Origin of the sequence: Kurthia sp. FSL E2-0154 (genome assembly GCF_038003625.1) — a bacterium.
Taxonomy (GTDB): domain Bacteria; phylum Bacillota; class Bacilli; order Bacillales_A; family Planococcaceae; genus Kurthia; species Kurthia gibsonii.
In genome coordinates, this window is sequence record NZ_JBBOPO010000001.1 from 619,577 (window position 1) to 645,591 (window position 26,015).

A 26,015-nucleotide genomic window follows, 5' to 3' on the forward strand; every position below is an offset into this window, starting at 1 on the left:
TAGATCTCCTCTATGTTTAAATTCTATACATGTCATATTCTATTATAGTCAAAGTACTTATGAAATAGCAGTAACTTTAATTATGACATTTTTTTATTCTCAATTAAACGAGTAAAAGCTTTTAATTGAGATGAAAGTTTGCAAAAATATATAAAATAGAGGTTAGATTGTTTAGTGAATGAGAATGTGTAAAATACGTCTAAAATATGACAATTTATAAGGATATGGAAGGTGTATATAAAATTTTGGAAAATGCGTAAAATCAAGTATGTTCACTATTTCACTAGTAGCTTACGTGAAAAGTCTCACAAAGTTATTCAGAGTGGAAAATGACTGTAAACACTTGGTTTTACTATATTCTTGGACAATGAATGAATAAATTTGTTAAGATATATGTATAAGGGTTGACATTGAAAGTCTTTTGTATGATAATTTTAATGTAAACAATAATAATTCTAATTAAGGATTTATTATTAATATTTGATTATATATCTAGGAGGAATTGAATATGTCATTAGTAAACAAAGAAATCGCACCATTCACTGCACAAGCATTCCAAAACGGTGAATTCAAAACAGTATCAGAAGAAACTTTAAAAGGTAAATGGGCTGTAGTATGCTTCTACCCAGCTGACTTTACATTCGTTTGCCCAACTGAACTAGAAGATTTACAAGCTGTATATGGCGAATTAAAATCTCTAGGTGCTGAAGTATATTCTGTATCAACTGATACACACTTCACACATAAAGCTTGGCACGATCATTCAGAAGCGATTTCTAAAATCGAATACACAATGATTGGTGACCCAACGCATACAATTTCTCGCAACTTCGACGTATTAGACGAAGAAACAGGTCTTGCACAACGCGCTACGTTCTTAATCGATCCAGACGGTGTAGTACAAACTATGGAAATCAACAATGATGGTATCGGTCGTAACGCTTCTCAATTAATCGACAAGATTAAAGCAGCTAACTACGTACGTAACCACCCAGGTGAAGTATGCCCAGCAAAATGGAAAGAAGGCGAAGAAACATTAACGCCTAGCCTAGACCTAGTAGGTAAAATCTAATTTAACGCCACTGTAGTCATATGGGGCACTAGACAAGCGACAAACATCAGTCTACAGATTGGTATTTGTCGCTCTGTTTTTAGCAAAATTGCATAAATGTACGGAAAAATGAATCGTTTTATGGTTTGGCGTCACTCTCTTACCTACCTGAAACGAAATGAAGAGGTGAAAATACTGCTGTGAAAGAGGGCATTCAACATATATAGTTCCATCGTTTTTTTGCGAAAAAATGATGGAAACATATAATTAGAAGTGAAAAAGCAGCAGTTTCAATTATGTTATTAGACGATCAAATTAAAACACAACTAAAGCAATACCTGGCCATGTTAGAAGGCGACTTAGTTTTAAAAGTACATGTGGGTGAAGATGAAACATCAAAAAATATGTTAGAGCTTGTCCAAACATTAGATGATATGTCACCACGTATTACAATTGAACATGCAGAATTAGAACGTACACCAAGTTTCAGCGTTAATCGCGTAGGTGAAGATACAGGTGTTATTTTTGCAGGTTTACCACTTGGTCATGAGTTCACATCGCTTGTACTTGCGTTATTACAAGTAAGTGGTCGTGCACCAAAAATTGATGAATCAACAGTAAAACGTATTCAAGCGATTAAAGAGCCAATGAACTTTGAAACATATGTTAGCTTAACATGTCATAACTGTCCTGACGTTGTCCAAGCATTAAATATTATGTCTGTATTAAATCCAAATATTACACATACAATGATTGAAGGCGGCGCTTTCAAATCAGAAGTAGAAGAAAAAGAAATCATGGCTGTACCAGCAGTTTACCGTGATAAGGATTTCTTTGAAGGTGGTCGCATGACATTAGATGATATTCTAGATAAATTAGGTTCTACAGTTGATGCTGCCGAATTCAATGATAAAGAACCATTTGACGTGTTAGTAGTAGGTGGAGGTCCAGCAGGTGCAAGTGCAGCAGTTTATGCAGCGCGTAAAGGTGTGCGTACGGGAATTGTTGCAGAACGCTTCGGTGGACAAGTAAACGATACAATGTCGATTGAAAATATTATCGGTATAAAAGCAACAGAAGGTCCAAAATTTGTTGCAAGTCTTGAAGCACATGTATTAGATTATCCAGTTGATGTGATGAAAGCACAACGTGTGAAAAATATTGAGAAGAAACAATTAATCGAAGTTGAATTAGAAAATGGTGCAGTTTTAAAAAGTAAAACTGTTATTCTCTCAACAGGTGCTCGCTACCGTCAATTAGGCGTAAAGGGTGAGCAAGAATTTAAAAATAAAGGCGTAGCATATTGTCCACACTGCGATGGCCCATTATTCAAAGGTAAAGATGTAGCAGTAGTAGGTGGCGGTAACTCAGGTGTTGAAGCAGCAATCGATTTAGCTGGAATTGTGAATCATGTAACACTTCTACAAAACACAGGTGAGTTAATTGCAGATACAGTTCTACAAGAACGTTTACGTAGTTTACCAAATGTAACAATTATCACGAATGCTTTAACATCTGAAATTACAGGTGATCGTACAGTGAATGGTATTGAATATATCGATGCTGTAACGAAAGAAAAACATCATGTAGCACTTGATGGTGTATTCATTCAAATTGGTTTATTACCAAATACAGAATTCCTAGAAGGTTCTGTTCAATTGAATGAACGTGGAGAGATTGTTACAGATCGTAATGGAGCAACAGATATCGCAGGTGTGTTTGCAGCAGGTGACTGTGCAAATAGTGCCTATAAACAAATCGTTATCTCAATTGGTGCAGGTGCAACAGCGGCATTGAGTGCATTTGATTACCTAATTCGTCATACAGAAGAGTTAGTAGAAGTATAATACTTTTCCATAGTTAAGCATTAGAAAATAGGCTGGACATAAGAGTAAAAAGCACTTCTCATATGAGCAACAAAAAACTGGAACTGCGCCACAGCGCGGTTCCAGTTTTTTGTTGCGAGCGCTAAAAAGAGAAGTGAAATGTTGTATTCTAGCCTGTTTTATATTACAAATACTTTTCTTCTATCAAAATTAATTTACTTATTTTTTCTTGAGAAGAAACAAATGCATACGATAATTCACCGTATTTTTCTGTTTTCACAAAACAGCGCTCTTTTTGAATTGTCCAATGACTATTCTTTTTTTCGCATTGAATTTTTTGTGGATCAATTCCATGAAATCCTAGTGAACGCCATTTAGAATAAGCCTCTTTAATTAACCAAAGTTGTTGAGCTTCCTGTTTGAACATTTTTTGTTCATATGAACTCATGAAGTACTCAGTTCCTTCTAAAAGAGGCTGTTGTAACTCTAAATCTACCCCGATTTTACAATTAGCATAGGCAACCATCACATATCCTTCGCAATGTGAAATACTGACATAATAAGGACTGTCAGGTAAGTAAGGTTGCCCATCTTTTGTTTGTCGAATACCATCGACACCTAGATATTTTTTAATCATAATACGTGCAATCAAAGATTCATACGCACGCTTAAAAGAAGTAAACTTACGCACATAAGAACGTTCATCAGCCGTTAATAATGGAAAAAAACTTCTGAAAATCGATTTATTGTATGAAATAGGGGTTAGTAATATTTTCATTTTTTATCTCCGGAAAATAGTGTTGCTGAATTGCTTGTTGAATCATCTGTTCAAAGAATGCTTCATTAGGTTTAGGGCACGTTAATTGGTTCTGTGTCATAAACAATTCGGATTGTGGACATGCATATAATAGAGATGAATTTTTTGCTCCATCGCCTTCTAAGTCAGCCATAGCCAGAGCAAGACCTTCAGCATCTTTTTTAGAATCATCATATAAGAAGTCAATGAACTCTTGTTCATCTACAAGTTCGATTGTATAACCGAATTTTCTAAAGTGTTGTAAAACATCTTTGAATGAAATAAGCGTTGTATTGCAAATGTTGTAAATTCCGCCGATTGTATCATTTGAAAGAGCGATATTTGCAATTAGAGAACTTGCGTAATCAACCATTGTAAAGTCCATCATAAAGTTAACATTCGGTGCTTTTTCTAATAAAATAAATGATTTAAACATGCGATATACAGCGTTTGAATCAATATTTTTTTGGAATATCCCTGTCGTTGATTGGCAAGAAATATTACCAGGACGATAAATTGTTATAGGAAGACCTTCTGTATGAGCTTGTTGTAACAATTTTTCAGATGCTAACTTACTATTTGTATAAAGACTTTCAACATCTGGTGCATCTAAAATGGAGTCTTTTGTTAAGAAATCGTCCCATTTACCTTCAGACGCTAAATCTTCTTGAATGCCTAATGTAGAAACATAATGGAAACGAATTTCCGTACATTGTTTTGCGAAATTAATTAAATAGGCAGTGCTATCAATATTTGTCTTTTTAAAGTGCCCTGCATCACCAAAGTGACGTACGTCTGCTCCGCAGTGAATAAGTGCTTGTACATTTGTTTGTAACCACATAAGATCTTCAGAACTTACTCCTAAGTTAGGTTGTGTGAAGTCACCTAAAATAATACGTAAAGAAGTATTTCGTAAAAGTTCTTCCACTGGTTGGCTTGGTTCATAATAGCGTAACTGCTCAAGAATACGTTCTAAACCATGCTCTTTTGATGTTGCACGTACAAGTACGGAAACTTCCGTAACCTCAGGACGTTTTAATAAATCGATTAGTAAGTGTGCACCTAGATAGCCTGTGGCACCTGTTAATAAGATCAATTGCTGTGTAATCGGTTTGAAAACAGTCATGTTGTGTAGTGATTTTGGATGTTCAAACAATTCTTTTTGTTTCGTCTCTTTTACAACTTCTTCTGGAGCTCCAGCAGTACGTACATAATTAGAAAGTGCTTGAACTGTGCGATATTCAAAGAAATCATTAATTTTTAACATAGGGAACTGCTTTTTCAATTGTGTTAAGATTGCTAACACTTTTAATGAGTGACCACCAATTTCAAAGAAATCTTCATTTGTGCCAATGTCTTGTTGTAATAATACATCTTGCCATGCTTTTAAAATGATAGCTTCTTCGTCATTTACTGGAGCTAATTGATTCTCTGTATACTTCACTTGAACTTGCATATCTAGACTGCGCTCTTTTAAAGCTGTACGATTAATTTTCCCACTTGGTAATAGAAGGAATTCTTCAAGTTCAATCACATAAGAAGGCAACATATATGCTGGAACTTGTTGTTTTAAAGCATCTACTACCTGTTCAGTTGAATAAGTAACCCCATCCTTTACTTGATAGTATGCCACGATGGATAGATCACCTTGAATCTCTTTTGCGATAATCGCTCCATCTGTAATTTCAGGTATTGCAAGAAGATGTTCTTCGATTTCTCCCAGTTCAACACGATATCCACGTATTTTGACTTGTGTATCTTTTCGACCAACAAATTCAATTTGCCCATTTGGTAGTAAACGTACTAAATCGCCACTTCGATACATTCTATTTTCACTAATGGGTGTCGTTACAAATACTTCATCAGTTTTTTCAGGGAGATGTAGGTAGCCTTCAGCTAGAGCAGTTGTCTCAATATATAGTTCACCTGTAACGCCTATTGGACAATAAGTCATCCCATCATTTAAGACATGTACACGATAATTCGGTAAAGGTGTTCCAATTGGGATTGTCGTCAAATCTTTTGGTAACAGTGTGTCGATTGTATAAGTCGTCGTTAAAACAGAACATTCTGTAGGACCATATACATTTTTTAAAGGAATAAGACCGAATTTTTCTTGAAAAAGTCGAACCGTATCTAAAGGAAGTGTTTCGCCACCTACACCAAAACATTGTAGACGTTGTAATTTTTCGATATCTTCTTCTGTCGCAAATAAAAGGTACTGCTTTAAAGCACTCATTGGAACCATCATGACATAGTCAATACCATGTTCATGAATTGCTTTTGCAAATAAAGAAATATCAAGTCGCTCTTCTTTAGATAACATATACAGTGTATTCCCATGGAAAATCATTGGACATAATTCAAGTAAAGATGCATCAAATGTGAGTGTATAAAATTGTGTTAGAATGTGATGCTCTGAAAATCCATAGGTTTCTCTTTCAGCATAAGCAAATGTTGCGATACTTTTATGTGGTATTTTCACACCCTTTGGTCTACCAGTAGAGCCAGAAGTGTAGATAATATAGGCGAGATCAGTTGGTTTGACCTTTGGCTTTTTCACAAGTACTTTTTCTTCGATTTGAGTATAAAGTGCCATTGGAATTTGTTCATCCCAAGTAATTGCTTTTTCAGTAGTAATCGCATCTGTTAATACGAATTTGGCTTGTGTGTCTTTTAAGATATACTCATTTCGTTCGTCAGGATTATCAGGACTAAGTGGTACATAAATTGCTCCAGCTTTCATTACGCCTAACATAGAAATAATCGCTTCCATGCTGCGTTGCATATAAACTGCAACATAATCACCTACTTGAATCTCTTTCTCCATTAATAGTTGAGCAATACTATCTGCTTGTATTTGAATCTCTGAAAAAGTAAGTGTTTTTGTGGCATCTTGTAAAGCAACTTTTTGTGGATATTTTTGTACCGTCTGATCAAATACATCATGCATCGTTTGATAGATTGGTGCATCTAGTTCTGTCTCGTTTAATTTTTGATAAAGTTGATGCTCCCAAGTAGTCATAAGATTAATTTGAGAAATTTTCACGTTTGATTCTTCTAAAATCGTTGTCAAAATAATATCGTAATATTGTTCATAACGTTCGATATTTGTTTCATTTAAAAAACACGTATAACTCTCAAAATAATAGTTATTTGAAGAAAAGATGATTTTTAAATCGTTTGATAAACGCTCAACTGATTCTAAAAAAACTTGTTCATAAATTTCTTTAGCAGTCGAATCTTTAGAAAAAGACATGTGGACTACAGATTGTTTTCGATCTAATTCAACTGCAAGTTCAATAGATGCTTCATTTGTTAAACGGTGCATCCAAATACCAAATGCCGTAATATGCCATTGGATTGAATAATCTAAATTTTTTTTAGCAGATTGATACATCGAGACATCTGAACGAAAAGATATATCAACAGGGAATAGAGAATTTTGCGTGATTTTCAAATCTTTTTGTAAAGTAACCAAGTTAATAAACCTCCAATTTTTCATAATTCATACAGTTATATTGTGAAAAAGGTGAGAGACCTTTCAATCTCTCACCATGTTTTGTTAGCTTTTCACATCAGAAACTAATTGTTCTAATTCAGATACGATATCATTCATTGTTTTTGTTGACTCAACAATTTTACTAAATGAAACTTGTTGATTACGAATGTTGTATTTGATTTTTTGACTTGCATCACTATTTTCAGTTGATGTATGTGCAAGTTGTTCAAAAATTGCAGCTACTTCCTCATTTTCAGCAGCGATTTCTTCAATTGCGGCTGATACTTCTTGAATACTACTTGAAACATGTGATGTTTGTGACAGAATATCTTGGAAAATGGCACCCATATTTCCAACTAATAATGAACTTTCAGAAACAAGAGCAGCTTCTGTACGGAATGATTGTACGGCTTTTTCTGTTTCTACTTGTACATCTTGAATAAGTGTCTCAATTTGTTTAGCTGATTTTGAAGATTGTTCAGCTAATTTACGGACTTCGTCTGCCACTACAGCAAACCCCTTACCATGTTCACCGGCACGTGCAGCTTCAATTGCAGCATTTAATGATAATAAATTCGTTTGATCTGCAATATCTGTAATTAATTGAACAATACTACTAATTTCTAATGAACGATTTTTAAGTGATGAAACATTACTCTCAGAATGTTGAGAAGAATCTTTTAGTTTCACCATTTGATTTTTCAATACATTAATTGCCTCTGTGCCTGCTTTTGCATGGTCTTCTGTTGTGAGAGATAACTCTGTTACGTTCATAACATTATTTGTAATGGAGTCTACAGAACGAGAAAGTTCTTGAATCGAAGTCAGAACTTCAGTAGTGGATTCATTTTGATCTTGTAATCGACCTGTAATTTTATCTGTATAGTTTGTAATTTCTTCTAATGTTTGATTCACTTCATCAGCTTCTTTATAAAGGCTATTTGCTTGAATACTAGAAGCAGTTGATGATGAACGAATGGAATCTAACATACCACCAATTGTTTCACTCATTGTATTGAATTGCTTCGATAATTGTCCTAATTCATCATCTCCTTCTTTTAAACGAACAGAATAGTTACCTTCACTTACAAGAGCCATACTTTTCTTCATCTTTGTAATAGGACGGAATAGCTTGCTCATAAATGCGTATTGAATAGCACATACGAGTAATAGTAGTCCAATTAAAGTGAAAATGGTTGTTTTGATTTTTTATATTCACCATTTAAAAAAGAACTTTCCTCTAATTAATGAGTCAAAGTTCTTTAAGTGAAAAGTTAATATTTTAAGATAGTTGATTAGATATTTCAAAAAAGTTTTTATAAATCGCTGTGTAAATTTTTTGAGAGAGTACAGGGTTATGAATAATTGCAATAATACCCTTGTATAGAACATCTTGGTTTGGTTTTTCTATATGAATCAATTCGGATAGAATTTCTTTTTCGGTAATATTCATCCGTCCTCTTAGATTCATGCTATTTAACCATGTAGAGAGTGATAAAATCATATATGGGTTAGCTAATTTAGCGATTTTTTGATGTTGTTCTTCTTGTAATAGAACTCGTCTAATATATGGATTTAAATCTTTTTCATTTTCTAAGAAAGAATGAATATCCATAGATAATAACATAGATTGTTTTGATAGTTGACCAAGGTTCGTTGGCTCCATACCATATAAATTTACAGGTTTTTTCTGTTGTTCGTCGAGTTGTGTTAATAAGATGTTTAGCTGTTTGGATAATTTACCTAACTCATCTTCACTTTCCTTTAAACGAACAGAATAATCTCCTTTATTTAAACGAGCGATTTTCTTTTGCATAATCGTAATGGGACTAAATAGACGATTCATAAAGAAAAGCTGTATTAAACAAACAACAAGTAAAAGAACAACTAAAATAATAATCGTTGTTTTAATTTTATTATATTCTCCTAAAAGATATGCGTTAGCATCAAAATCTATTCCGTAATAGGCGAACATTTCACCATCTTTATTAAATAAAGGCTTTAAGACCGTAATCCATGTACCAAAACGATCGGTATAAATTTTAGAGTATGTTTGTTTTTTCGTTACTTTCATATCTGCAATTGCATCCGCAATGACTTGTGGTTGTGTATAAAAGTCGCCAATTAATAAGCCCGATTTTTCAAAGGCGTCCATAAGGAATGTTGGGCCTGAGATGACACTTGTTTGACTCCCGTTACGCAACTCGACACCAAATAAATAGCCTTGAGCAACTTGCGGTTGGTAATTGGCTAATTTATCAAATTTTGCAATCATTTTTTTTTGTAGTTCTTCATCATGTGTTGCAACAAGCTTTTCGACATCCGATGTTAATACTTCTTTTGACCATGCTTTCATCGTACGTTCTGAATCTGTAGAGAGACGACTCACTGTTGCATTCATATTCATATAGTAGTTAATGGAAGTAATGATTAAAGAGACTAAAATCGTAATAATCGATGCAAATAAAATACTTTTGGATTTTAATGACAAATATTTCATTGAATCTCCCTTGTCTCGTGGAATAATAATATACATAACCATACCACTTTATATTAAAGAAGTTAATACTTTCGGTTCAATTTTCACTAATTAAAATAAAACAAAAAGTGTACAAATAAAATGATTAGCATAGTATATATTACTTTACGAAATTGATAGAATTTGATGCATGCAAAAGATTTATAAGCATAAAAAGTAAAAATCCTTAGAATAATATATAATTCAATCATTCTAAGGATTCTTTAGATTTAAATTATTTTATGTTGAAAATTTGAGGTGAGTTAAAGTGAAATAGGTTGTTTTTTAATCTGGCTTCTTAATTGCTTTGCAGCACTTACCATATTTTTTAGTGCGTCAACGGTTTCTTTTTCGCGACGTGTTTTAAGTCCGCAGTCTGGATTAATCCAAAATCTTTCTTTTGGAATGATATTCAAACTATCTTCTAAAATCGTATACATTTCTTCTACACTCGGTACCCGTGGACTATGAATATCATATACACCTAAACCAATACCATAAGGATAAGGTGTATGCTGTAATGAGTGAATTAGTTCACCGTGACTACGTGAAGTTTCTAATGAAATAACATCTGCATCTAGTGCAACAATCGGTTCAATAAAATCATTAAATTCACAATAGCACATGTGTGTATGAATTTGCGTACTTGGTTGAACGGCAGCTGTAGCTAATTTAAATGCATTGATTGACCAATCTAGGTAATCTTGTTGACGCGACTGTCGTAATGGTAAACCTTCTCGTAAGGCAGGTTCATCGACTTGAATGATTTGGATACCACTTTTTTCGAGTGCAAGAATCTCTTTTTTAAGTGCAAGTGCAATTTGGATAGCGACTTTACTACGTTCGATGTCATCACGTACAAATGACCAATTTAAAATGGTGACAGGTCCCGTTAACATTCCTTTGACTAAACGATCTGTTTGTTCTTGAGCATCGGTTGTTTCTTTAACAGTCATCGGTTCAAGCCATTCAATATCGCCATAAATAATAGGGGGTTTTACACAACGCGAACCGTAAGATACAACCCAAGCTTTTTTAGTAAATGCAAACCCAGCTAGTTTTTCTCCGAAATATTCCACCATATCTGTTCGTTCAAATTCACCATGAACTAATACATCTAAATCTAAATCTTCTTGAATTTTAATCCAGCGATTTGTTTCTGCACGTAATTGAGTTTCATAAAGCTCTGTTGAAATTTCTTTTTTACGCCATTGCGAACGTATTTTTTTGATTTTTTCTGATTGTGGAAAGCTTCCAATAGTTGTTGTTGGAAAATCAGGTAAGCGTAATCTATTTTTTTGTGTAATAATACGTTCTTCGAAAAGCTGTGAACGATTAAAATCTTTCTTGTTAAGTTGTTTGATTTCTTGTGCAACAGTCGAGTTATTCCGAGATACATCGGTAGCTAGTTTTTCAATAACCATTAAATTTTCTTTTATTATAGATGGGGTTTCAAAAGATTGATTACGAATATAATAAGTGATATGACGCAATTCATCTAATTTTTCATCTGCAAATGCAAGTGCATTATATAAGACAGTTGGTAATGCTTTTTCAGCAGCAGTTGTGACAGGTGAATGTTGTAAATTACAAGAAGGTTGTAGCCACAATACTTTTGGCGAAACTAATTGTAAGATAGCTTCAACTTTTTGTGTGACCTCTTTTAAAGAGCTGACCCAAATATCACGACCATTAATAATGCCAGCAGCTAACACTTTATTTCCTGGGAAACTGTATTGCTTGATTGCTTGTAAATTATCTTTGTATCCATGAACAAAATCCAATCCAATACCTGCTACAGGTAGTTGTACAATTCTTTCATATTGTGGAATTGCTTCAAAATAAGTGGAAATCATTAAATTCGCACTTGGTACATGATCAGCTAATTGTTGATAGATCACATCAATTAATTGTAGTTGTTCTTCGTCTAACTCTTGCGTGAACATTGGTTCTTCAAGTTGAATCCATTCAGCTCCTGCATCTACAAGTTGTTGAATTACTTGTTCGTAAAGTGGTAATAGTTGCAAAATAAAAGACGCGACTGTTTTTTCACAATAGCCTTTTGTTAGCTGAATAAAAGAGTATGGACCAATAAATGTTGGTTTTGGATTTGTTGATAAAACAGATTTTGCTTCATTGAATAAATCAAGTAAGTAGTTGTGTCCTAATGATAGTTTTTGTTGTTCGTATTCTGGAACGATGTAATGATAGTTCGTATTAAACCATTTCGTCATTTCGCACGCAATGGTTGTGTCTGAACCACGTGCCATTGCATAATATGTTTTCAATGAAGGTTCTGATTCTAATGTATGATATCTCTCGGGAATTAGACGGAACATAAAAGCTAAATCTAACATACGATCATAATAAGTAAAGTCACCGACTGTTATTTGTTCAATTCCTTTATCTTGTTGTTTTAGTAAATTTGCTATGCGTTGATTTTTTAATTCTTTTTCAAATTGACTTTCTGAAAGTTGTTGATTCCAAAATTGTTCTACGGTTCTTTTCCATTCGCGGTTTTCACCAATATATGGATATCCAATCGTTGTACTTGATACAGTTGTCATTATAAAACCCTCCTTTTGAATTTACATAAACCAAAATAAAAAGACTATTTCTTAAAGGAAATAGTCTGAAGCGTTACCTATGCATACTGAAAAAGAGGAATAATTTCCCCGTCTATGCGCACAGAACACCACCTATCTCCACGTAGGCATTTGGTGTGTACTAGAAGATGGCTGGTCTCCTGACTTATGCTCAACATTTTTCAAGCCTTCCCATTAAAGAACAGTGGCGTTGTTTGAAAAACTCCCAATTACAGTTGCGGGACAGTGGCGAATTTACATCGCTCTTCCCATTTAAACTTATTTTCATAAGTACCATTTCTTACACGTTATGTAATTAGAGATTACTATAACATAAAACTATTAGAATAAAAAGAAAAAGAAGAATATTCAGAAAAACATATATAACTATTTCATCTGAGAGATTTAATTATTAGAAAGAACTTAGGAAATAAAAAAGTACTGTATATCAAACACGAAGAAGTAAATCAATATGAACGTGTAGAAAACCACCTTCAGCAAAAATAGCTTGAGCTGAAAATTTTACAGGAAAGTAGTTATTAGAAGTTTGAATTTATATCCATATGCTACTGACTTAATGTAACGGAAAAAAAGAAGAATTCTGTATGATTTTCAGGTGGCACTTCAGTTTGAATAGGATGGTACATAACTGTGAAAATATCATCTTATATGAGCATGAAAAATTGGAATCGCGCTATGGTGAGTTTCCGATTTTTCGTTGAGAACTCTAAAAGAGAAAAGTGAAATGTTTTGTCTCATCTTCTTTTCTTCTGATGAATATTTAGTCATTTAAAAACTACATCCTAATTTTTAGACATATCTAAAAATTAGAGATGTAGTTCAATCATACTTTTATAAAACTTCAGCTTCTTGAAACACCTTGCTTTGCAAATAGGTTAGTTTTTTGCCATGACTTCCGGTTTCTCTTTGACATCTTGATTCATCCAATAAATAAAAAAGCCAAGACTTGCATATGTTGAATAGTAACTAAGCGCAGGTACTTCAATTGGTAAGTCATCTTTTAGTGCAATCTCTTTACCTGTTAGTTGTACGAGACTATCACAAAAACGATTTTGAGAACCAGGTAGTATTTCTCCTTTAATAATGAGAGAGAAAATGAATTGATTTTGATAAATATATTCAAAAATAGCTAAATGGAGTCGTTCATCTGTAGCTGAAATTTTACCAAGCGCTTGATAACTTTCTCTAAAATAAGTGAGTAGTTCTGTAAGATAGTCATCAAAGATTGTACAAAGAAGATCATCTACATCTTTATAGTGGGAGTAGAATGTGACACGATTACACGTAGCTTGTTGTGCAACTTCCATTACTGAAAGTGAACGTAAATCATGTCCTTCTTTTAAAAGATGGATGAGTGCAGCTTTTAGTTTTTTCTGTGTGCGTAAAATTCTACGATCTTGTGAAGAAGACATCAAATCATTCCTTTCATAATGTCATTATGCCATTATTTCCATTTAACAGAAAGTTTATAATTACCTAAATTAAACTATGTGTAAATAAGTTGTGTTATAATTAATTTAAAATTAAATAGTTTATTATTAAAATATTTAACGATTTTCTATTGATGTTATGTATGAAAGTTTGTTAATTTACAAGTGTAGTTTATTTCTGAAAGATTTTAAGGAGGAGTTTTATAATGGCTCGTTTAGAAGGTAAAGTAGCAATTATTACAGGTTCAGCTCAAGGTATGGGAGCTGCACACGCAAAAAAATTCATCGAAGAAGGCGCGAAAGTCGTTCTTACTGATTTAAATGAAGAAAAAGGTAACGCACTTGCTGCAGAACTTGGCGAAAACGCTATTTTCGTAAAACAAAACGTTGCAAACGAAGAAGATTGGAAAAATGTTGTAGCGAAAGCTGAAGAAGCGTTCGGTCCAGTAAACGTACTAGTAAACAATGCTGGTATTACGATGGCTAAATCAATCACTGATACTTCAGTAGAAGATTACCGTAAAATCGTTGAAATCAACCAAGTTTCTGTATTCTTAGGTATCAAATCAGTTGTTTCTTCAATGGAAAAAGCTGGTCAAGGTACAATCGTAAACATTTCTTCACTTAACGGTTTAGTTGGTGGCGCTGTAGGTTACACCGATACTAAATTTGCTGTACGTGGTATTACAAAAGCAGCAGCTCTTGAGTTAGCTCCTAAAAACATCCGCGTAAACTCTGTACACCCAGGCGTAATCGCTACTCCAATGGTTGTTCAAGAAGATACAAAAGCTGCTGTTGAAGCATTTGCTAAACATATTCCACTTGGTCGCGTTGCTGAATCAGAAGAAGTTTCTAACTTAGTTCTTTACTTAGCTTCTGAAGAATCAAGCTACTCAACTGGTTCAGAATTCATCGTTGATGGCGGTATGTCAGCACGTTAATTCGTTTTACCAAACATTTATAGCTTCTATTGATTTTTTCCTATTGTATCTTGTGGTATTAGCAGGTAGAGAATCTTTAAAAAGAGGGATTGCGCATTGGCGTAGTCCCTCTTTTTATATAAAAATATGTGTTTGACATGATGATAAGAAGTCGTTATATTTATGCGGAACCGATACCATATAAGTTTCAAGGGAAATGAAAAGATACCGACAATTCGAAATATGGCAAAGGAAGCGGGTGTGTCTTCAACTCTTGTTTCACGTTATCTAAATAAAAATGGGCATGTAAGTGAAGAAGCGAAGAAATCCATTCATACGGCAATTGAGTTACTACATTATCGCCCTAATGAAATAGCACGTTCACTTGCGACGAAGAAAAGCCAACTGGTTGTTTTGCTTGTTCCAGATATTACGAATCCTTTTTTCAGAATTAGCAAAAGCAATCGAAGAACAATGCTACCAATATGAATTGTTAATGATTCTTTGTAATATCGGAAATGAACGAATAGCAGGATTTTATTCTTGCGCACAAACATTACAAACAGACGAAGTAATCAGTACGTATAAAGTGGAAGTGGTAAAAAATTCTGTGTTCGAAAAACTACAAAATCGAACATATAAAGCAATCTTTTCAAGTAGCGATGTGATAGCAGTTAGCGCGTTAAAAGCGATTCAACAAATGAATTTACGTATTCCAGAAAAAATTCAGTTGATTGGCTATGATGGTATTCGCATGACGGAATGGACAACACCAACAATTACAACGATTGCTCAACAAATTGCACAAAACGGGCAACGGGCTGTGCGCTGTTTATGGAAGCAAATGCAAAATGAGGATATTCTAGAACGTCACCAACTTATAGTACTTATTTTAATAAAAAGAAATTCAACTAAAGGAGAGTAAAATTATGATTACAGTCATTGGTAGTATTAATATGGATGTTGTTGTAGAAACAAATCTATTTCCGAAACAAGGAGAAACCGTTTTAGGGGAGAGCTTTCATACCGTTCCAGGAGGTAAAGGAGCAAATCAAGCGGTGGCAGCAGCTCGATTAGGTGCGCACGTACATATGGTAGGCGCACTAGGTAACGATGCTTTCGGACAAGTGTTACGAAATTTATTAAAAGTAGAAGGCGTGCAAGACCAGTTTGTAGAGACAACATCGACTGCTACAGGAATTGCCAATATTATTTTATTCGAACAGGACAATCGAATTATTGTAGTACCTGGTGCAAACCATGATGTTACAAAGGAGTCAATCGATGCAGCGCGTGAGCAAATTGCTAAAAGTGAGTTAGTCATTATGCAATTAGAAATCCCTCAAGAAACGGTAGAATACGCACTTGATGTGTGCCAAGAATTGGGTGTAAAAGTACTGTTAAATCCAGCGCCAGCTGAGAATTTTAAAGAAGAGTGGATGGACCGTGTCGCATACTTCACGCCAAATGAAACAGAGTGTGCAGATATCTTTAAAGACGATGTAGAAAATGCACTTGAACGTTATCCAAACGGTCTAATTGTGACACTAGGAGCGAATGGTGCACGTTATTATGATGGTGAAAAACATGTTATTGTGAAAGGTTTTAAAACAGTACCAAAGGATACAACAGGTGCGGGGGATACATTCAATGGTGCTTTTGCTTATGCTCTAACTACAGGTGTAGGAATCACAGAAGCGGTAAAATTCGCGAATATTGCAGCTTCTTTATCTGTTGAAAAATTTGGTGCACAAGGCGGTATGCCAAAAGTGGAAGCAGTGCAAGCTCGTTTAAAAGAAGCAAGATAGATGAGAAGTGATGAGGATTAAACCTCGTCACTTTTTTATATGAAATAAAAACACAAACCATGCAATTTCATGTTCATACTTTTTACTTCAGTGTTATAATGTACGTTGAAACTTTTGAAAAAGAGAGGAGTCAACAATCAAATGCAAAATGAACAAATGAGGCTCCAAGCGTGGGTTGAAAGTGGGCAAGTTACTGTACCACAATTATTTTTTAAGCATTATAAAAATCTTGCATTAACAGACGAAGAAGCATTATTGTTACTACAACTTCATTCCTTTATAGAGCAAGGTGTTGATTTCCCGTCACATACTGATTTAGCACAACGAATGAATGTAAAAGAACAACAAATTATGTTTTGTCTACAAGGGCTTTTACAAAAAGGTTTGATTCAAATCGAACAAAAGACAAATCAAGACCATATTTTATATGAAAAAATAAATTTATTTCCACTTTGGATGCGTCTATTAGATTGTGAACAAAATACACAACAGCAAATCGAAGTGAGTCAGGAACAAATGGAGGAAGGGCAGTTATTCCAAATGTTTGAACAGGAGCTAGGTCGTCTATTATCACCGATTGAGATTGAAACGATTTCGATGTGGATTGATCAAGATGGACATACGCCTGATTTAATTCGTCAAGCTTTAAAAGAAGCAGTACTAAGTGATAAAGTAAGTTTGAAATATATGGATCGTATTCTTTTTGAATGGAAAAAGAAAAATATTACAACGACGAAAGCGGCTTTGCGACACGCAAAAGAGTATCGTGAACATACAATTAAAACACCGACTAGAATCGATGAGGATGTACAGCCAGTCGTGAAAAAAGCGCCGTTTTATAATTGGTTAGAGGAGAGAGAATAGCGATGTTAACAAAAAAACAATGGCTTGAATGTTTGGATAAAATGGACGACATGTATCCAGATGCGCATTGTGAATTAGTGCATGAAAATCCATTTGAATTAACAATAGCGACGTTATTATCTGCACAATGTACGGATGTTTTAGTAAATAAAGTGACGAAAACATTATTTCAGAAATATAAAAAACCAGAAGATTATTTAGCTGTGCCTCTAGAAGAACTAGAACAAGATATCCGTTCTATTGGTTTATATCGTGCAAAGGCTAAAAATATTCAAAAGTTATGTCAGCGATTACTAGAGGTATATAATGGAGAAATTCCAGACCAGAGAGAAGAACTGGTGACATTGCCAGGTGTTGGACGAAAAACAGCGAATGTTGTATTGTCTGTTGCGTTTGGAGTTCCAGCAATGGCTGTAGATACACATGTAGAGCGTGTAACCAAACGACTTGGTTTATGTCGTTGGAAAGATAGTGTGTTGCAAGTCGAAGAAACAATTATGAAAAAAACACCGATTGAACGTTGGAATAAAGCGCACCATCAGCTTATATTCTTTGGACGTTATCATTGTAAATCGCAACGTCCAGGTTGTCATGCATGTCCATTATTTGATGTGTGTCGAGAAGGTCAAAAACGTTTTAAAAAGGGGTTAGTGGAACAATGATTCAATGCAATCAAGAAAAAATTCAAAAAGAACAAGTGGATACATGGTTCAATGAATGGAAGTCACTAGCCGAAAAGATTCATGAAGCACATGATCGACGCGATCGTTCGGCAGGAGATTATATGGAACAAGGTATTAACCTATATGAGACGTTCATTTTACAAGCTTCGAATCAAACACATTTTGATGTAAAAGAAGAATACGAAATATTGCCGATTAATGCAGGAGAACGATTAGCTTTTATTAAAAGAAGACCCGGACAATACGCATGTTATCGTCAATTAGATGAATTATTTCTGGAAACGAAAAAACGATGTGCACGTTTACGCTTAAAGAAATAGATGAACGATTAAAGAGCTTGGGACAGAACAAAATAATATGTCTCAAATGCGAATGATCAAATCAATTGAACGCGTAGAAAACGACTCCTGCGGGAATAGCATGAGCTGAAAACCCCACAGGAACGCAGTGACGAGGAGTTTGAAGCCATGCCCGAACGCTACGTGATGTAGTGGGGCAAGATTTGCAACAGGATGTTGCGTTCTTTTCTTGCCTACCTCTATTCGTTTTTCGAAGCGGAAATTAATCTGAACGAACAAATCCCGTATGATTTTGAAAAATCATACGGGATTTGCTATGTTGAAAATACTTTTGTCTAGACATTAATTTCCGTTACCTTGATTATTTTCAGCAGCCGGTTCATCTGTTTCGGGTTGGTCTGGTTCAGCAGGTTTTTCAGGTTTAGTTGTATTTCCGTTATTGGTATCATTCTGATTTCCATTGCCGTTATTCCCATTGTTTCCATTATTATTCCCGTTATTATTGTCATTCTGATTGTCACCTTGGTTATCACCAGGTTGATTTGTTTCAGGTTGATCGGTTTCAGGTGTTTCATCAGGCTGGTCTGTTTCAGGTTGATCTGGCTCATCTACTGCTGGCTCCTCCGGTTCTTCAGCAATTTTTACAGTAGCAGAAGCACTAGCACTTTCTTTGCCATCCACAACTGCTACAACGCTAAAGGTTAGAGAAGTAGCGCCTCCAGGAACACGATAAGAAGCTTTTGTATCGCCTGTTGTTGTAATGGTTTTGCCATCTACAGACACACGATATTTAGCACCATCTGTATCACTTTTATTCCAAGATAAAGATACAGTTTTTGAATCTGCATCATACGTTGCGCTTAAACCTGTTGGAGCAGAAACTTTCTCGTCTTTTTCTTCTTCTTTTTCCACAGGTGCTTGTGTGCCACGAACATATAATTCAGAGCCTGAGGAGATCACAGAGCTTGGTTGTTTAAAGTTCGGTGTATTTTTACCTGCAGAAATTTGGCTCATAATGATGCGGAATAAATTTTGAGCTAGTTGTCGTTCTTGAGGGGATACAATCCCTTGTTTACGACTAGAATAGCCTGTCCACACAGACATCGAGTAGCGCGTTGTGTAGCCAGAGAACCATGAATCTGGTACCGCATTACTTGGTAATCCGTATTCTTGTAACTGTTCACTTGTGTAGTTAGTTGTCCCTGTTTTACCTGCAATATCTAGTCCTGGTACAGCTGCAGCCCCACCAGATGCACCAGATTTTGAACTTACAACATCACGCATCATATCTGTTAGCATATAAGCTGTATAGTCACTCATCGCAGCTTGTGGTTCAGGTGTATATGTTTTCGCTGTGTTTCCATCGCGGTAAACAATCTTTTTAATTGAATAGGCTTTTGTGTAAATTCCGTTATTTCCAAATGAAGCATAGATTGCTGACATATCGATTGGTGAAAGGTTTACTGAACCACCACCGATTGCATCAGATTCATATAAATCATCAGGTTTTAAGCCAAAACCACTAATAAACTCTTTTACTTTAGAAGTACCTACTTCTTTAAAGGCTTTAATCGCTGGGATATTACGTGAGTTGTATAGTGCTTCACGCATCGTTAATGCACCTTTAAACTGGTTATCGTAGTTGTTGATTGCTTGTGATGTTCCAGAGTAGTTCATCGGTTCATCGACAAGTATGTGTCCTGTACTCCATTTTAAATATTCAATCGCTGGACCGTAATCCATGATTGGTTTCATTGTTGAACCAGGTTGACGTGTTTTCAGAGCTTGTGCATAGTTGAAGCCACGTTCTGGACCGTAATCACGAGAACCGCCAACTGCAGCGATTGCCCCTGTTTCTGTATCAACAACCGAAATTCCTGTTTGAATATCTTTTGTTGGGAAGTTTGCATCGTTGTTAATTGTTTTTTCAACAACTTTTTGTGCCTCAGGATCAAGTGTTGTATAAATATTAATACCATCTTCTAGCGCTTTTTCATCGCCATTTTCAGCTAATTCTTTTAATACGACATCGATGAAGGCATCATATTTTGAACTATTGTTCGCAATACGTTTGCTCTCTGGAAGTAGCCCTTGTTTTACACTAACTTTCATTGCAGCTTCCATTTCATCTTTTGTAATTTTTTTATTGTTATACATTAATTTTAAAACGGTATTACGACGCTTTTCAGCTAAGTCTGGATTTTTAAATGCATTATAGTTATTTGGCGATTGTGGCATACCAGCTAATAAAGCCATCTGTGGTAATGTTAATTGATCAATATCTTTACCGTAGAAATACTTAGCTGCTGTACCAAAACCATAAATACGTCCACTCATTAATACTTTATTAAAGTACATTTCAAAAATTTCATCTTTGTTATACTCACGTTCTAATTGAAGTGATAAATACGCTTCTTGTGCTTTACGTTTAATCGTTTTTCCATTATTAAAGAATGAGTTTTTAATAACCTGTTGTGTAATTGTACTCGCACCTTGTGAACCAAAACCATCGCGGAAATTGGCTAGTACAGCTCCACCTAAACGATAAAAATCAATCCCATGATGGTCGTAAAAACGTGCATCTTCTGTAGAAAGAATCGCATCTTGCATTTGTTTCGGGATATCTTCAAACTTGACATGTTCTCGTTCTTCCGTTCCCATTGTATAGAATTCTTTTCCGTTCTTATCGTAGAACTTCGAAGATACAGGATCTTTCAATGTTTCTTCATCTAATTTAGGTGCTGTTGCTGCATAATAAGCAAACAACCCCCCGCCTAGTAGTAATCCAATTACACCTAAAGCCACAACAGCTAATACAATTCGTTTTAGCCATGACTTTTTAGGCTTTGCTGATTTCACTTTTTTAGAAGATGAACGACCTCTACTTTTTCTTTGTTCATTTTCTAATCGTTTTCGTTCTTCTCGTGAATTATATCGTCTATTATCCACAAAAATCTCCTCTCTTTCTCACTTCCTATTATAAAGGAAGTAAAACTGTTACAGCCTTTAAATAATCAAGCTGTGGACTGTAACTTTCTTTTATTTCAATTGCATCTTGTTCGAAAACATCAAATGGAATCGATTTACGCCCACCTTTTTCCATCTCTGCCCATGCAGCGTTCAAAATAGAAAATGGCAATACAAAAGATCGATTTAAAATGGAAAAGCGAATGAGTAAAAAACAAACCCCACCTTGAGCTGTTACTGCACGCATATGTGTCACTTGGTGTAGATGCACATTTTTCAGTGGGAAAGATGTTTTATTTTTTGTTTCTTTCGCATCAAAATCGATATAATGCCCTTTATATACACCATTATAATCCGTTGTAGAAGGGGTTCTGAAATAAGCTTCACGTATTACAGCAGCGCTTCTCGACGGATATTCTACATTGACGATTTGAATAGGAACAGGTTTCTTATGGATGACTGCTTCTTTAACGGTTAAATAATAAGCATTTGCTTCATCAATCATATCTTCTAACGTTTTCCCACGATTGCTAAAAGTTAGGTCTTTTTTGACTTGTTTTTTAGAAGATGCTTTCTTTTCTGTCGCAGGTACATATTTTTTGCCATTAGGATATCGAATCGCCAAAAGATTCACCTCGTTCTTTACAAACATTGAGAAGTTCACAATGCGTAAATTTAAAACACTACCCAAAGATAGTAGCAATAACAAGCATATTTTGCAAATGGTAAAGTGAGATAAATGAACGAAAAAGGAATATTCGTTCGCCTACGTTAGTAGTGTAAAGCGTATGAATTTGTTAAAATAGAAAGAAGATGCGAGAAGGAGATAAAACAAATGCTAAAAGAATTAACAACAGCACTTTATTTAGAGTGTGATCGAAGCTATGAACGTTTTATGAATATACGCGAACAACAGCAAGATGCTGATTTTTATACAGAAGTAAAGCCTTATGCAGATGAAGTTCATGCAAAGCTAAAAAAGTGGAAGGAGTTATCTAAACAATTTATAGAAACAAATCATCCAAAGTATTTACATATGTCGCAAGTTGAACATGCGAGTGATGCAATGGAACAATTTGTCGTTCAATCTTTTTATGTGAAAACGAGTAAAAAAAGATTCATTCAATCGATTCAATCGACGAAATTTACATTTGAAACGTATTTGCGCACATTGGAGGAGGTGCAACATGATTCGAGAAAGAAAGACAGTTAAAGAACTAATTGAACAATGGCAGTCTGATCCGAAGATGCAAAATCGTGTACAACATGTGCGTGTCTTACCAGAACGACCAGCAAGCTATGCGACATTTCCTAAACAATTACATTCATCTATAAAAAAAGCGCTGCAATCAAGAGGGATTGAACAGCTCTATACCCATCAACGCGAGGCATTTGATTATGCAATGGAAGGAAAGTCTTTTACAGCTGTCACACCAACAGCTTCAGGAAAGTCGCTTTGTTATCATTTACCTGTGTTACAACGAATCTTGGAAGAATCAAAAACACGTGCGCTTTACTTGTTTCCAACGAAGGCATTAGCACAAGACCAAAAGTCAGAAATGAATGCGATGATTGAAGCGATGGATGAGGAAATTTTAAGTTACACATATGATGGTGATACATCACCTAGTATTCGACAAAAGGTGAGAAAAGCAGGGCAAATCGTCATGACGAATCCAGATATGTTGCATTCGGGGATTTTACCGCATCATACAAAATGGGTTTCGCTTTTTGAAAACCTTCAATTCATTGTCATTGATGAACTCCACACGTATAAAGGGGTATTCGGTTCGCACGTTGCGCATGTACTAAGACGATTAAAGCGAATTTGTGATTATTATGGAAGTAACCCAATCTTTATTTGCACTTCCGCAACAATTCAAAATCCAAAAGAATTAGCAGAGAATCTTACGAATACAAAACATCAGCTGATTGCGAATAATGGTGCACCAGCTGGAAAGAAAACATTCCTATTCTATAACCCACCAATTGTTAACGAGACATTTGGTGTTAGACGAAGTGCGATTTTAGAAGTAAAGGATTTAGCACGTAAATTATATGAATCTGAAATTCAAACAATTATTTTTGCAAAAAGTCGTGTACGTGTGGAGATGCTTGTAACGTATTTAAAATCATTAACAGCACAAAATATTCAAGATGAATCCGTGCGTGGTTACCGAGGTGGCTATTTACCTTCTGAGAGGCGGAAGATTGAAAAAGGACTACGAGACGGGACAATCCAAACGGTTATCTCGACGAATGCACTGGAACTAGGTGTTGATATTGGTCAATTACAGGCATGTATTATGACAGGTTATCCAGGGAATATTGCAAGTGCTTGGCAACAGGCAGGACGAGCTGGTCGTAGGCAAGATGATGCACTTATTATTTATGTAGCGCAGTCAACAGCACTCGACCAATATATTATTCAACACCCAGATTATTTACTCGGTAATAAACCAGAAGAAGCGCGTGTGTATCCAGAGAATATGCTGATTTTAATGGATCATTTAAAATGTGCGGCATTTGAATTACCTTTTAAACAAGGAGAGAACTATGCGGAGTTTGATGTAGATGATTTATTGGAATATTTAGCTGAGGAGAAAATTTTACTAAAGACAACCGATACATGGCACTGGATGACAGACAGATTCCCAGCGCATGATATTAGTTTACGCTCGGCATCACAAGAAAATGTTGTGATTATTGATCAAACGATAAAAGGGAATACAACAGTAATTGGTGAGATGGACCGCTATAGTGCGATGACATTATTACATGAAGAAGCCATCTATATACATCAAGGCACACAATATCAAGTTGAAAAGCTTGATTGGGAAGAAAAGAAAGCCTATGTAACAGAAGTGGATGTGAATTATTTTACAGATGCAAATTTAGCAGTAGAATTAAAAGTGATTTCAGAAGATCGTGTGCGTCAGCTAGGAAAAGCAAATGTAGCTTTTGGTGATTTAATGACATTAGCGAATGCAACCATCTTCAAGAAAATTCGATTTAATACGCATGATAATATCGGTTCAGGTCCAATTCATCTACCGCCAGAAGAATTGCATACATCAGGCACATGGTTACATTTCAAACAGCCAGATGATTGGACAGACGATGACTTAAATAGTGCGATGCTAGGTGTTGCCTACGCAATGAACAGCTTTATTCCACTGTATATTCAGTCAGACCGTTCGGACGTACATGTTGTACCACAAGTGAAAGCTATTCATAATGGTGAACCAACTTTCTTTATTTACGATCGTTATCCAGGCGGTATTGGACTGAGCGAGCGTATTTATGACTTATGGGAACAATTAATTCAACATGTATATGAACATGTCGAGGGATGTTCATGCCAAATTGGCTGTCCAGCATGTATTGGTGCTCAAGATCAAACGGGAAATACAAAAGATCAAGTACTTCATTTTTTACAATCATTTTTATTAGAGGAATTGATGGACGATGTCTTACGAGAAGAAGATTTTGCAAATGAAGCAAATGTTAAAAAAGGGTACGAAAACAGCGAAGACTGAAAAAACACCTTATCAAAAACCTCTTCCGCCTTTTTATACAGAAAAGTGGGAGAAAGCTGGTTTAAGTCAGATTGAAAATGATTTTGGAACGGTTTTTTTACGAGAAACACATTATGCGTTTAATCACCAACATGGCAAGTATCGGCTTGGCCAATTTTATGAAGCACTTGAAGCGTGGGAAGTCTATGAACAAGAACATCCTTTGAAAATGACATCAGATGAAAAAATCGTATTTTATGATACAGAAACAACCGGCTTGAAAGGTGTCGGAACACATATCTTTTTAAATGGGTTACTTGAAGAAACTTCTGATGGGTTTGTGTTGAAACAATATATTTTAGCAGACCCGGCGAATGAAGCGGCTTTTTTATTCGAATCGAAATTTTGGCAAGCAAACCAAACGATTGTGACATATAATGGAAAGAGTTTCGACTGGCCACAATTACAAACGCGTTGGACATTAAATCGAGAACATTTGCCACCATTACGTGAGCATCAGCAAATTGATTTGTTCCACAGTTCAAAACGTATTTGGAAAAATGATTTAAGTCGAATGAAATTGACAACGGTTGAACAACAAAAACTTGGTTTTCAGCGTATTGACGATTTACCTGGTCATTTAGCACCCATGGTCTATTTAGATGCAGTTCGAAGTGGTGACCATGACATGCTTTTTCAAGTGTTACGTCATAACGAATACGATTTACTATCATTAATTACACTATTTATTCAAGCGACAGAACTCGTATTCTCAGAAGCAAATCAAGAGCACGCAATTGTGCATACGAATATCGGAAAATGGTATCATGACTTAAAACAACTTGATTCAAGTCAGAGCTTATTGGAAAATGTGACAGAAAATTATGCAACAAATGAAGCGGCAGAAGCGTACTATTTATTAGCCATTCAGCAAAAAAAGCAAAAAAAATACGCCGAAGCGGCTGAAAGTTATGAAAAAGCTTTGCCATATTTAGAAGAGCGTCAGTGGATTGAAGCGTCCCTTGGACTCGCAAAATTATATGAACACCAACTACATGATTTAGAAGAAGCCGAAAAACATACGCTCAACGCATTATTTCGAGTAAGACAGTCTTTATTATTTAAAAAAGATGTGCAACAACGAAAAAGAGAAGCGATTGAAAAACGATTTTTGCGCATTCGAAAAAAACAAGGTATGAAATAGAGAAACCCCTTATTTATCCATGA

The 26,015-nt window shown here is 35.2% G+C and carries 20 protein-coding genes and 1 riboswitch; of the genes, 12 read left to right on the forward strand and 8 right to left on the reverse strand.

Annotation, left to right across the window (positions count from 1 at the left end):
- Window positions 1-508: 508 nt before the first annotated feature.
- Both ahpC and ahpF read left to right on the forward strand, forming a co-directional pair.
- Window positions 509-1,072 (forward strand): alkyl hydroperoxide reductase subunit C, encoded by a 564-nt coding sequence (ahpC, locus tag MHB75_RS02970; RefSeq protein ID WP_141272625.1) that lies wholly within the window; start codon window positions 509-511, stop codon window positions 1,070-1,072.
- A gap of 275 nt (window positions 1,073-1,347) precedes the next feature.
- Window positions 1,348-2,898 carry an alkyl hydroperoxide reductase subunit F gene (gene ahpF, locus MHB75_RS02975; RefSeq protein ID WP_141272627.1) on the forward strand — a complete coding sequence of 517 codons (1,551 nt, stop codon included), beginning with the start codon at window positions 1,348-1,350 and terminating at the stop codon, window positions 2,896-2,898.
- Between the two features lie 163 nt (window positions 2,899-3,061).
- Here ahpF and MHB75_RS02980 read toward each other — a convergent pair whose 3' ends face one another.
- From MHB75_RS02980 to MHB75_RS03005, 6 genes are all read right to left on the reverse strand, one after another.
- The gene (locus MHB75_RS02980; protein WP_340995859.1) at window positions 3,062-3,655 is read right to left on the reverse strand and encodes a 4'-phosphopantetheinyl transferase family protein; all 594 of its coding nucleotides are present in this window, start codon (window positions 3,653-3,655) and stop codon (window positions 3,062-3,064) included.
- Window positions 3,621-7,154 (reverse strand): non-ribosomal peptide synthetase, encoded by a 3,534-nt coding sequence (locus MHB75_RS02985; protein ID WP_340995860.1) that lies wholly within the window; start codon window positions 7,152-7,154, stop codon window positions 3,621-3,623. The genes MHB75_RS02980 and MHB75_RS02985 overlap by 35 nt, the downstream gene beginning before the upstream one ends.
- Before the next feature lie 84 nt (window positions 7,155-7,238).
- Entirely contained in the window at window positions 7,239-8,315 is a 1,077-nt protein-coding gene (locus MHB75_RS02990) for a methyl-accepting chemotaxis protein (RefSeq protein WP_340995861.1), read from the reverse strand.
- 142 nt (window positions 8,316-8,457) lie between these two features.
- Complete coding sequence (locus MHB75_RS02995) at window positions 8,458-9,675, reverse strand: hypothetical protein (protein ID WP_340995862.1); 1,218 nt, start codon at window positions 9,673-9,675, stop codon at window positions 8,458-8,460.
- 281 nt (window positions 9,676-9,956) lie between these two features.
- The gene (gene metE, locus MHB75_RS03000) at window positions 9,957-12,260 is read right to left on the reverse strand and encodes a 5-methyltetrahydropteroyltriglutamate--homocysteine S-methyltransferase (RefSeq protein ID WP_340995863.1); all 2,304 of its coding nucleotides are present in this window, start codon (window positions 12,258-12,260) and stop codon (window positions 9,957-9,959) included.
- 152 nt (window positions 12,261-12,412) lie between these two features.
- A riboswitch (cobalamin riboswitch) is annotated at window positions 12,413-12,592 on the reverse strand.
- Between the two features lie 582 nt (window positions 12,593-13,174).
- The gene (locus MHB75_RS03005) at window positions 13,175-13,711 is read right to left on the reverse strand and encodes a TetR/AcrR family transcriptional regulator (RefSeq protein WP_340995864.1); all 537 of its coding nucleotides are present in this window, start codon (window positions 13,709-13,711) and stop codon (window positions 13,175-13,177) included.
- A gap of 224 nt (window positions 13,712-13,935) precedes the next feature.
- Between MHB75_RS03005 and MHB75_RS03010 the strand changes: the two genes are divergently transcribed.
- The 7 genes from MHB75_RS03010 (at window position 13,936) to MHB75_RS03040 (ending at window position 18,324) form a co-directional block, all read left to right on the forward strand.
- Entirely contained in the window at window positions 13,936-14,670 is a 735-nt protein-coding gene (locus MHB75_RS03010) for a glucose 1-dehydrogenase (RefSeq protein ID WP_141275087.1), read from the forward strand.
- Between the two features lie 222 nt (window positions 14,671-14,892).
- Window positions 14,893-15,138, forward strand: coding sequence for a LacI family DNA-binding transcriptional regulator (locus MHB75_RS03015; protein WP_340995866.1), 246 nt, complete (start codon window positions 14,893-14,895; stop codon window positions 15,136-15,138).
- A complete protein-coding gene (locus MHB75_RS03020) occupies window positions 15,068-15,574 on the forward strand; it encodes a substrate-binding domain-containing protein (RefSeq protein ID WP_340995867.1) in 507 nt (168 codons plus the stop codon). The genes MHB75_RS03015 and MHB75_RS03020 overlap by 71 nt, the downstream gene beginning before the upstream one ends.
- A gap of 4 nt (window positions 15,575-15,578) precedes the next feature.
- Complete coding sequence (rbsK, locus tag MHB75_RS03025; RefSeq protein ID WP_340995869.1) at window positions 15,579-16,457, forward strand: ribokinase; 879 nt, start codon at window positions 15,579-15,581, stop codon at window positions 16,455-16,457.
- A gap of 141 nt (window positions 16,458-16,598) precedes the next feature.
- Window positions 16,599-17,321 (forward strand): DnaD domain-containing protein, encoded by a 723-nt coding sequence (locus MHB75_RS03030; protein WP_340995870.1) that lies wholly within the window; start codon window positions 16,599-16,601, stop codon window positions 17,319-17,321.
- Window positions 17,322-17,323: 2 nt separating this feature from the next.
- The gene (gene nth, locus MHB75_RS03035) at window positions 17,324-17,983 is read left to right on the forward strand and encodes an endonuclease III (protein ID WP_068454306.1); all 660 of its coding nucleotides are present in this window, start codon (window positions 17,324-17,326) and stop codon (window positions 17,981-17,983) included.
- Entirely contained in the window at window positions 17,980-18,324 is a 345-nt protein-coding gene (locus MHB75_RS03040; RefSeq protein WP_141275089.1) for a YpoC family protein, read from the forward strand. Before nth ends, MHB75_RS03040 begins: the two co-directional genes overlap by 4 nt.
- Window positions 18,325-18,645: 321 nt before the next feature.
- On the opposite strand, the gene MHB75_RS03045 is transcribed toward MHB75_RS03040, so the two are convergent.
- Window positions 18,646-21,252 carry a transglycosylase domain-containing protein gene (locus MHB75_RS03045; protein ID WP_340995872.1) on the reverse strand — a complete coding sequence of 869 codons (2,607 nt, stop codon included), beginning with the start codon at window positions 21,250-21,252 and terminating at the stop codon, window positions 18,646-18,648.
- 28 nt (window positions 21,253-21,280) lie between these two features.
- Entirely contained in the window at window positions 21,281-21,895 is a 615-nt protein-coding gene (recU, locus tag MHB75_RS03050) for a Holliday junction resolvase RecU (RefSeq protein ID WP_340995873.1), read from the reverse strand.
- Between the two features lie 210 nt (window positions 21,896-22,105).
- On the opposite strand from recU, the gene MHB75_RS03055 reads away from it, so the two are divergent.
- The 3 genes from MHB75_RS03055 to MHB75_RS03065 are packed head-to-tail and all read left to right on the forward strand — an operon-like array spanning window position 22,106 to window position 25,992.
- The gene (locus MHB75_RS03055) at window positions 22,106-22,483 is read left to right on the forward strand and encodes a YppE family protein (protein ID WP_141274754.1); all 378 of its coding nucleotides are present in this window, start codon (window positions 22,106-22,108) and stop codon (window positions 22,481-22,483) included.
- The gene (locus tag MHB75_RS03060; protein ID WP_340995875.1) at window positions 22,458-24,809 is read left to right on the forward strand and encodes a DEAD/DEAH box helicase; all 2,352 of its coding nucleotides are present in this window, start codon (window positions 22,458-22,460) and stop codon (window positions 24,807-24,809) included. Before MHB75_RS03055 ends, MHB75_RS03060 begins: the two co-directional genes overlap by 26 nt.
- Window positions 24,766-25,992 (forward strand): ribonuclease H-like domain-containing protein, encoded by a 1,227-nt coding sequence (locus MHB75_RS03065; protein ID WP_255314784.1) that lies wholly within the window; start codon window positions 24,766-24,768, stop codon window positions 25,990-25,992. Before MHB75_RS03060 ends, MHB75_RS03065 begins: the two co-directional genes overlap by 44 nt.
- Window positions 25,993-26,015 lie beyond the last annotated feature (23 nt).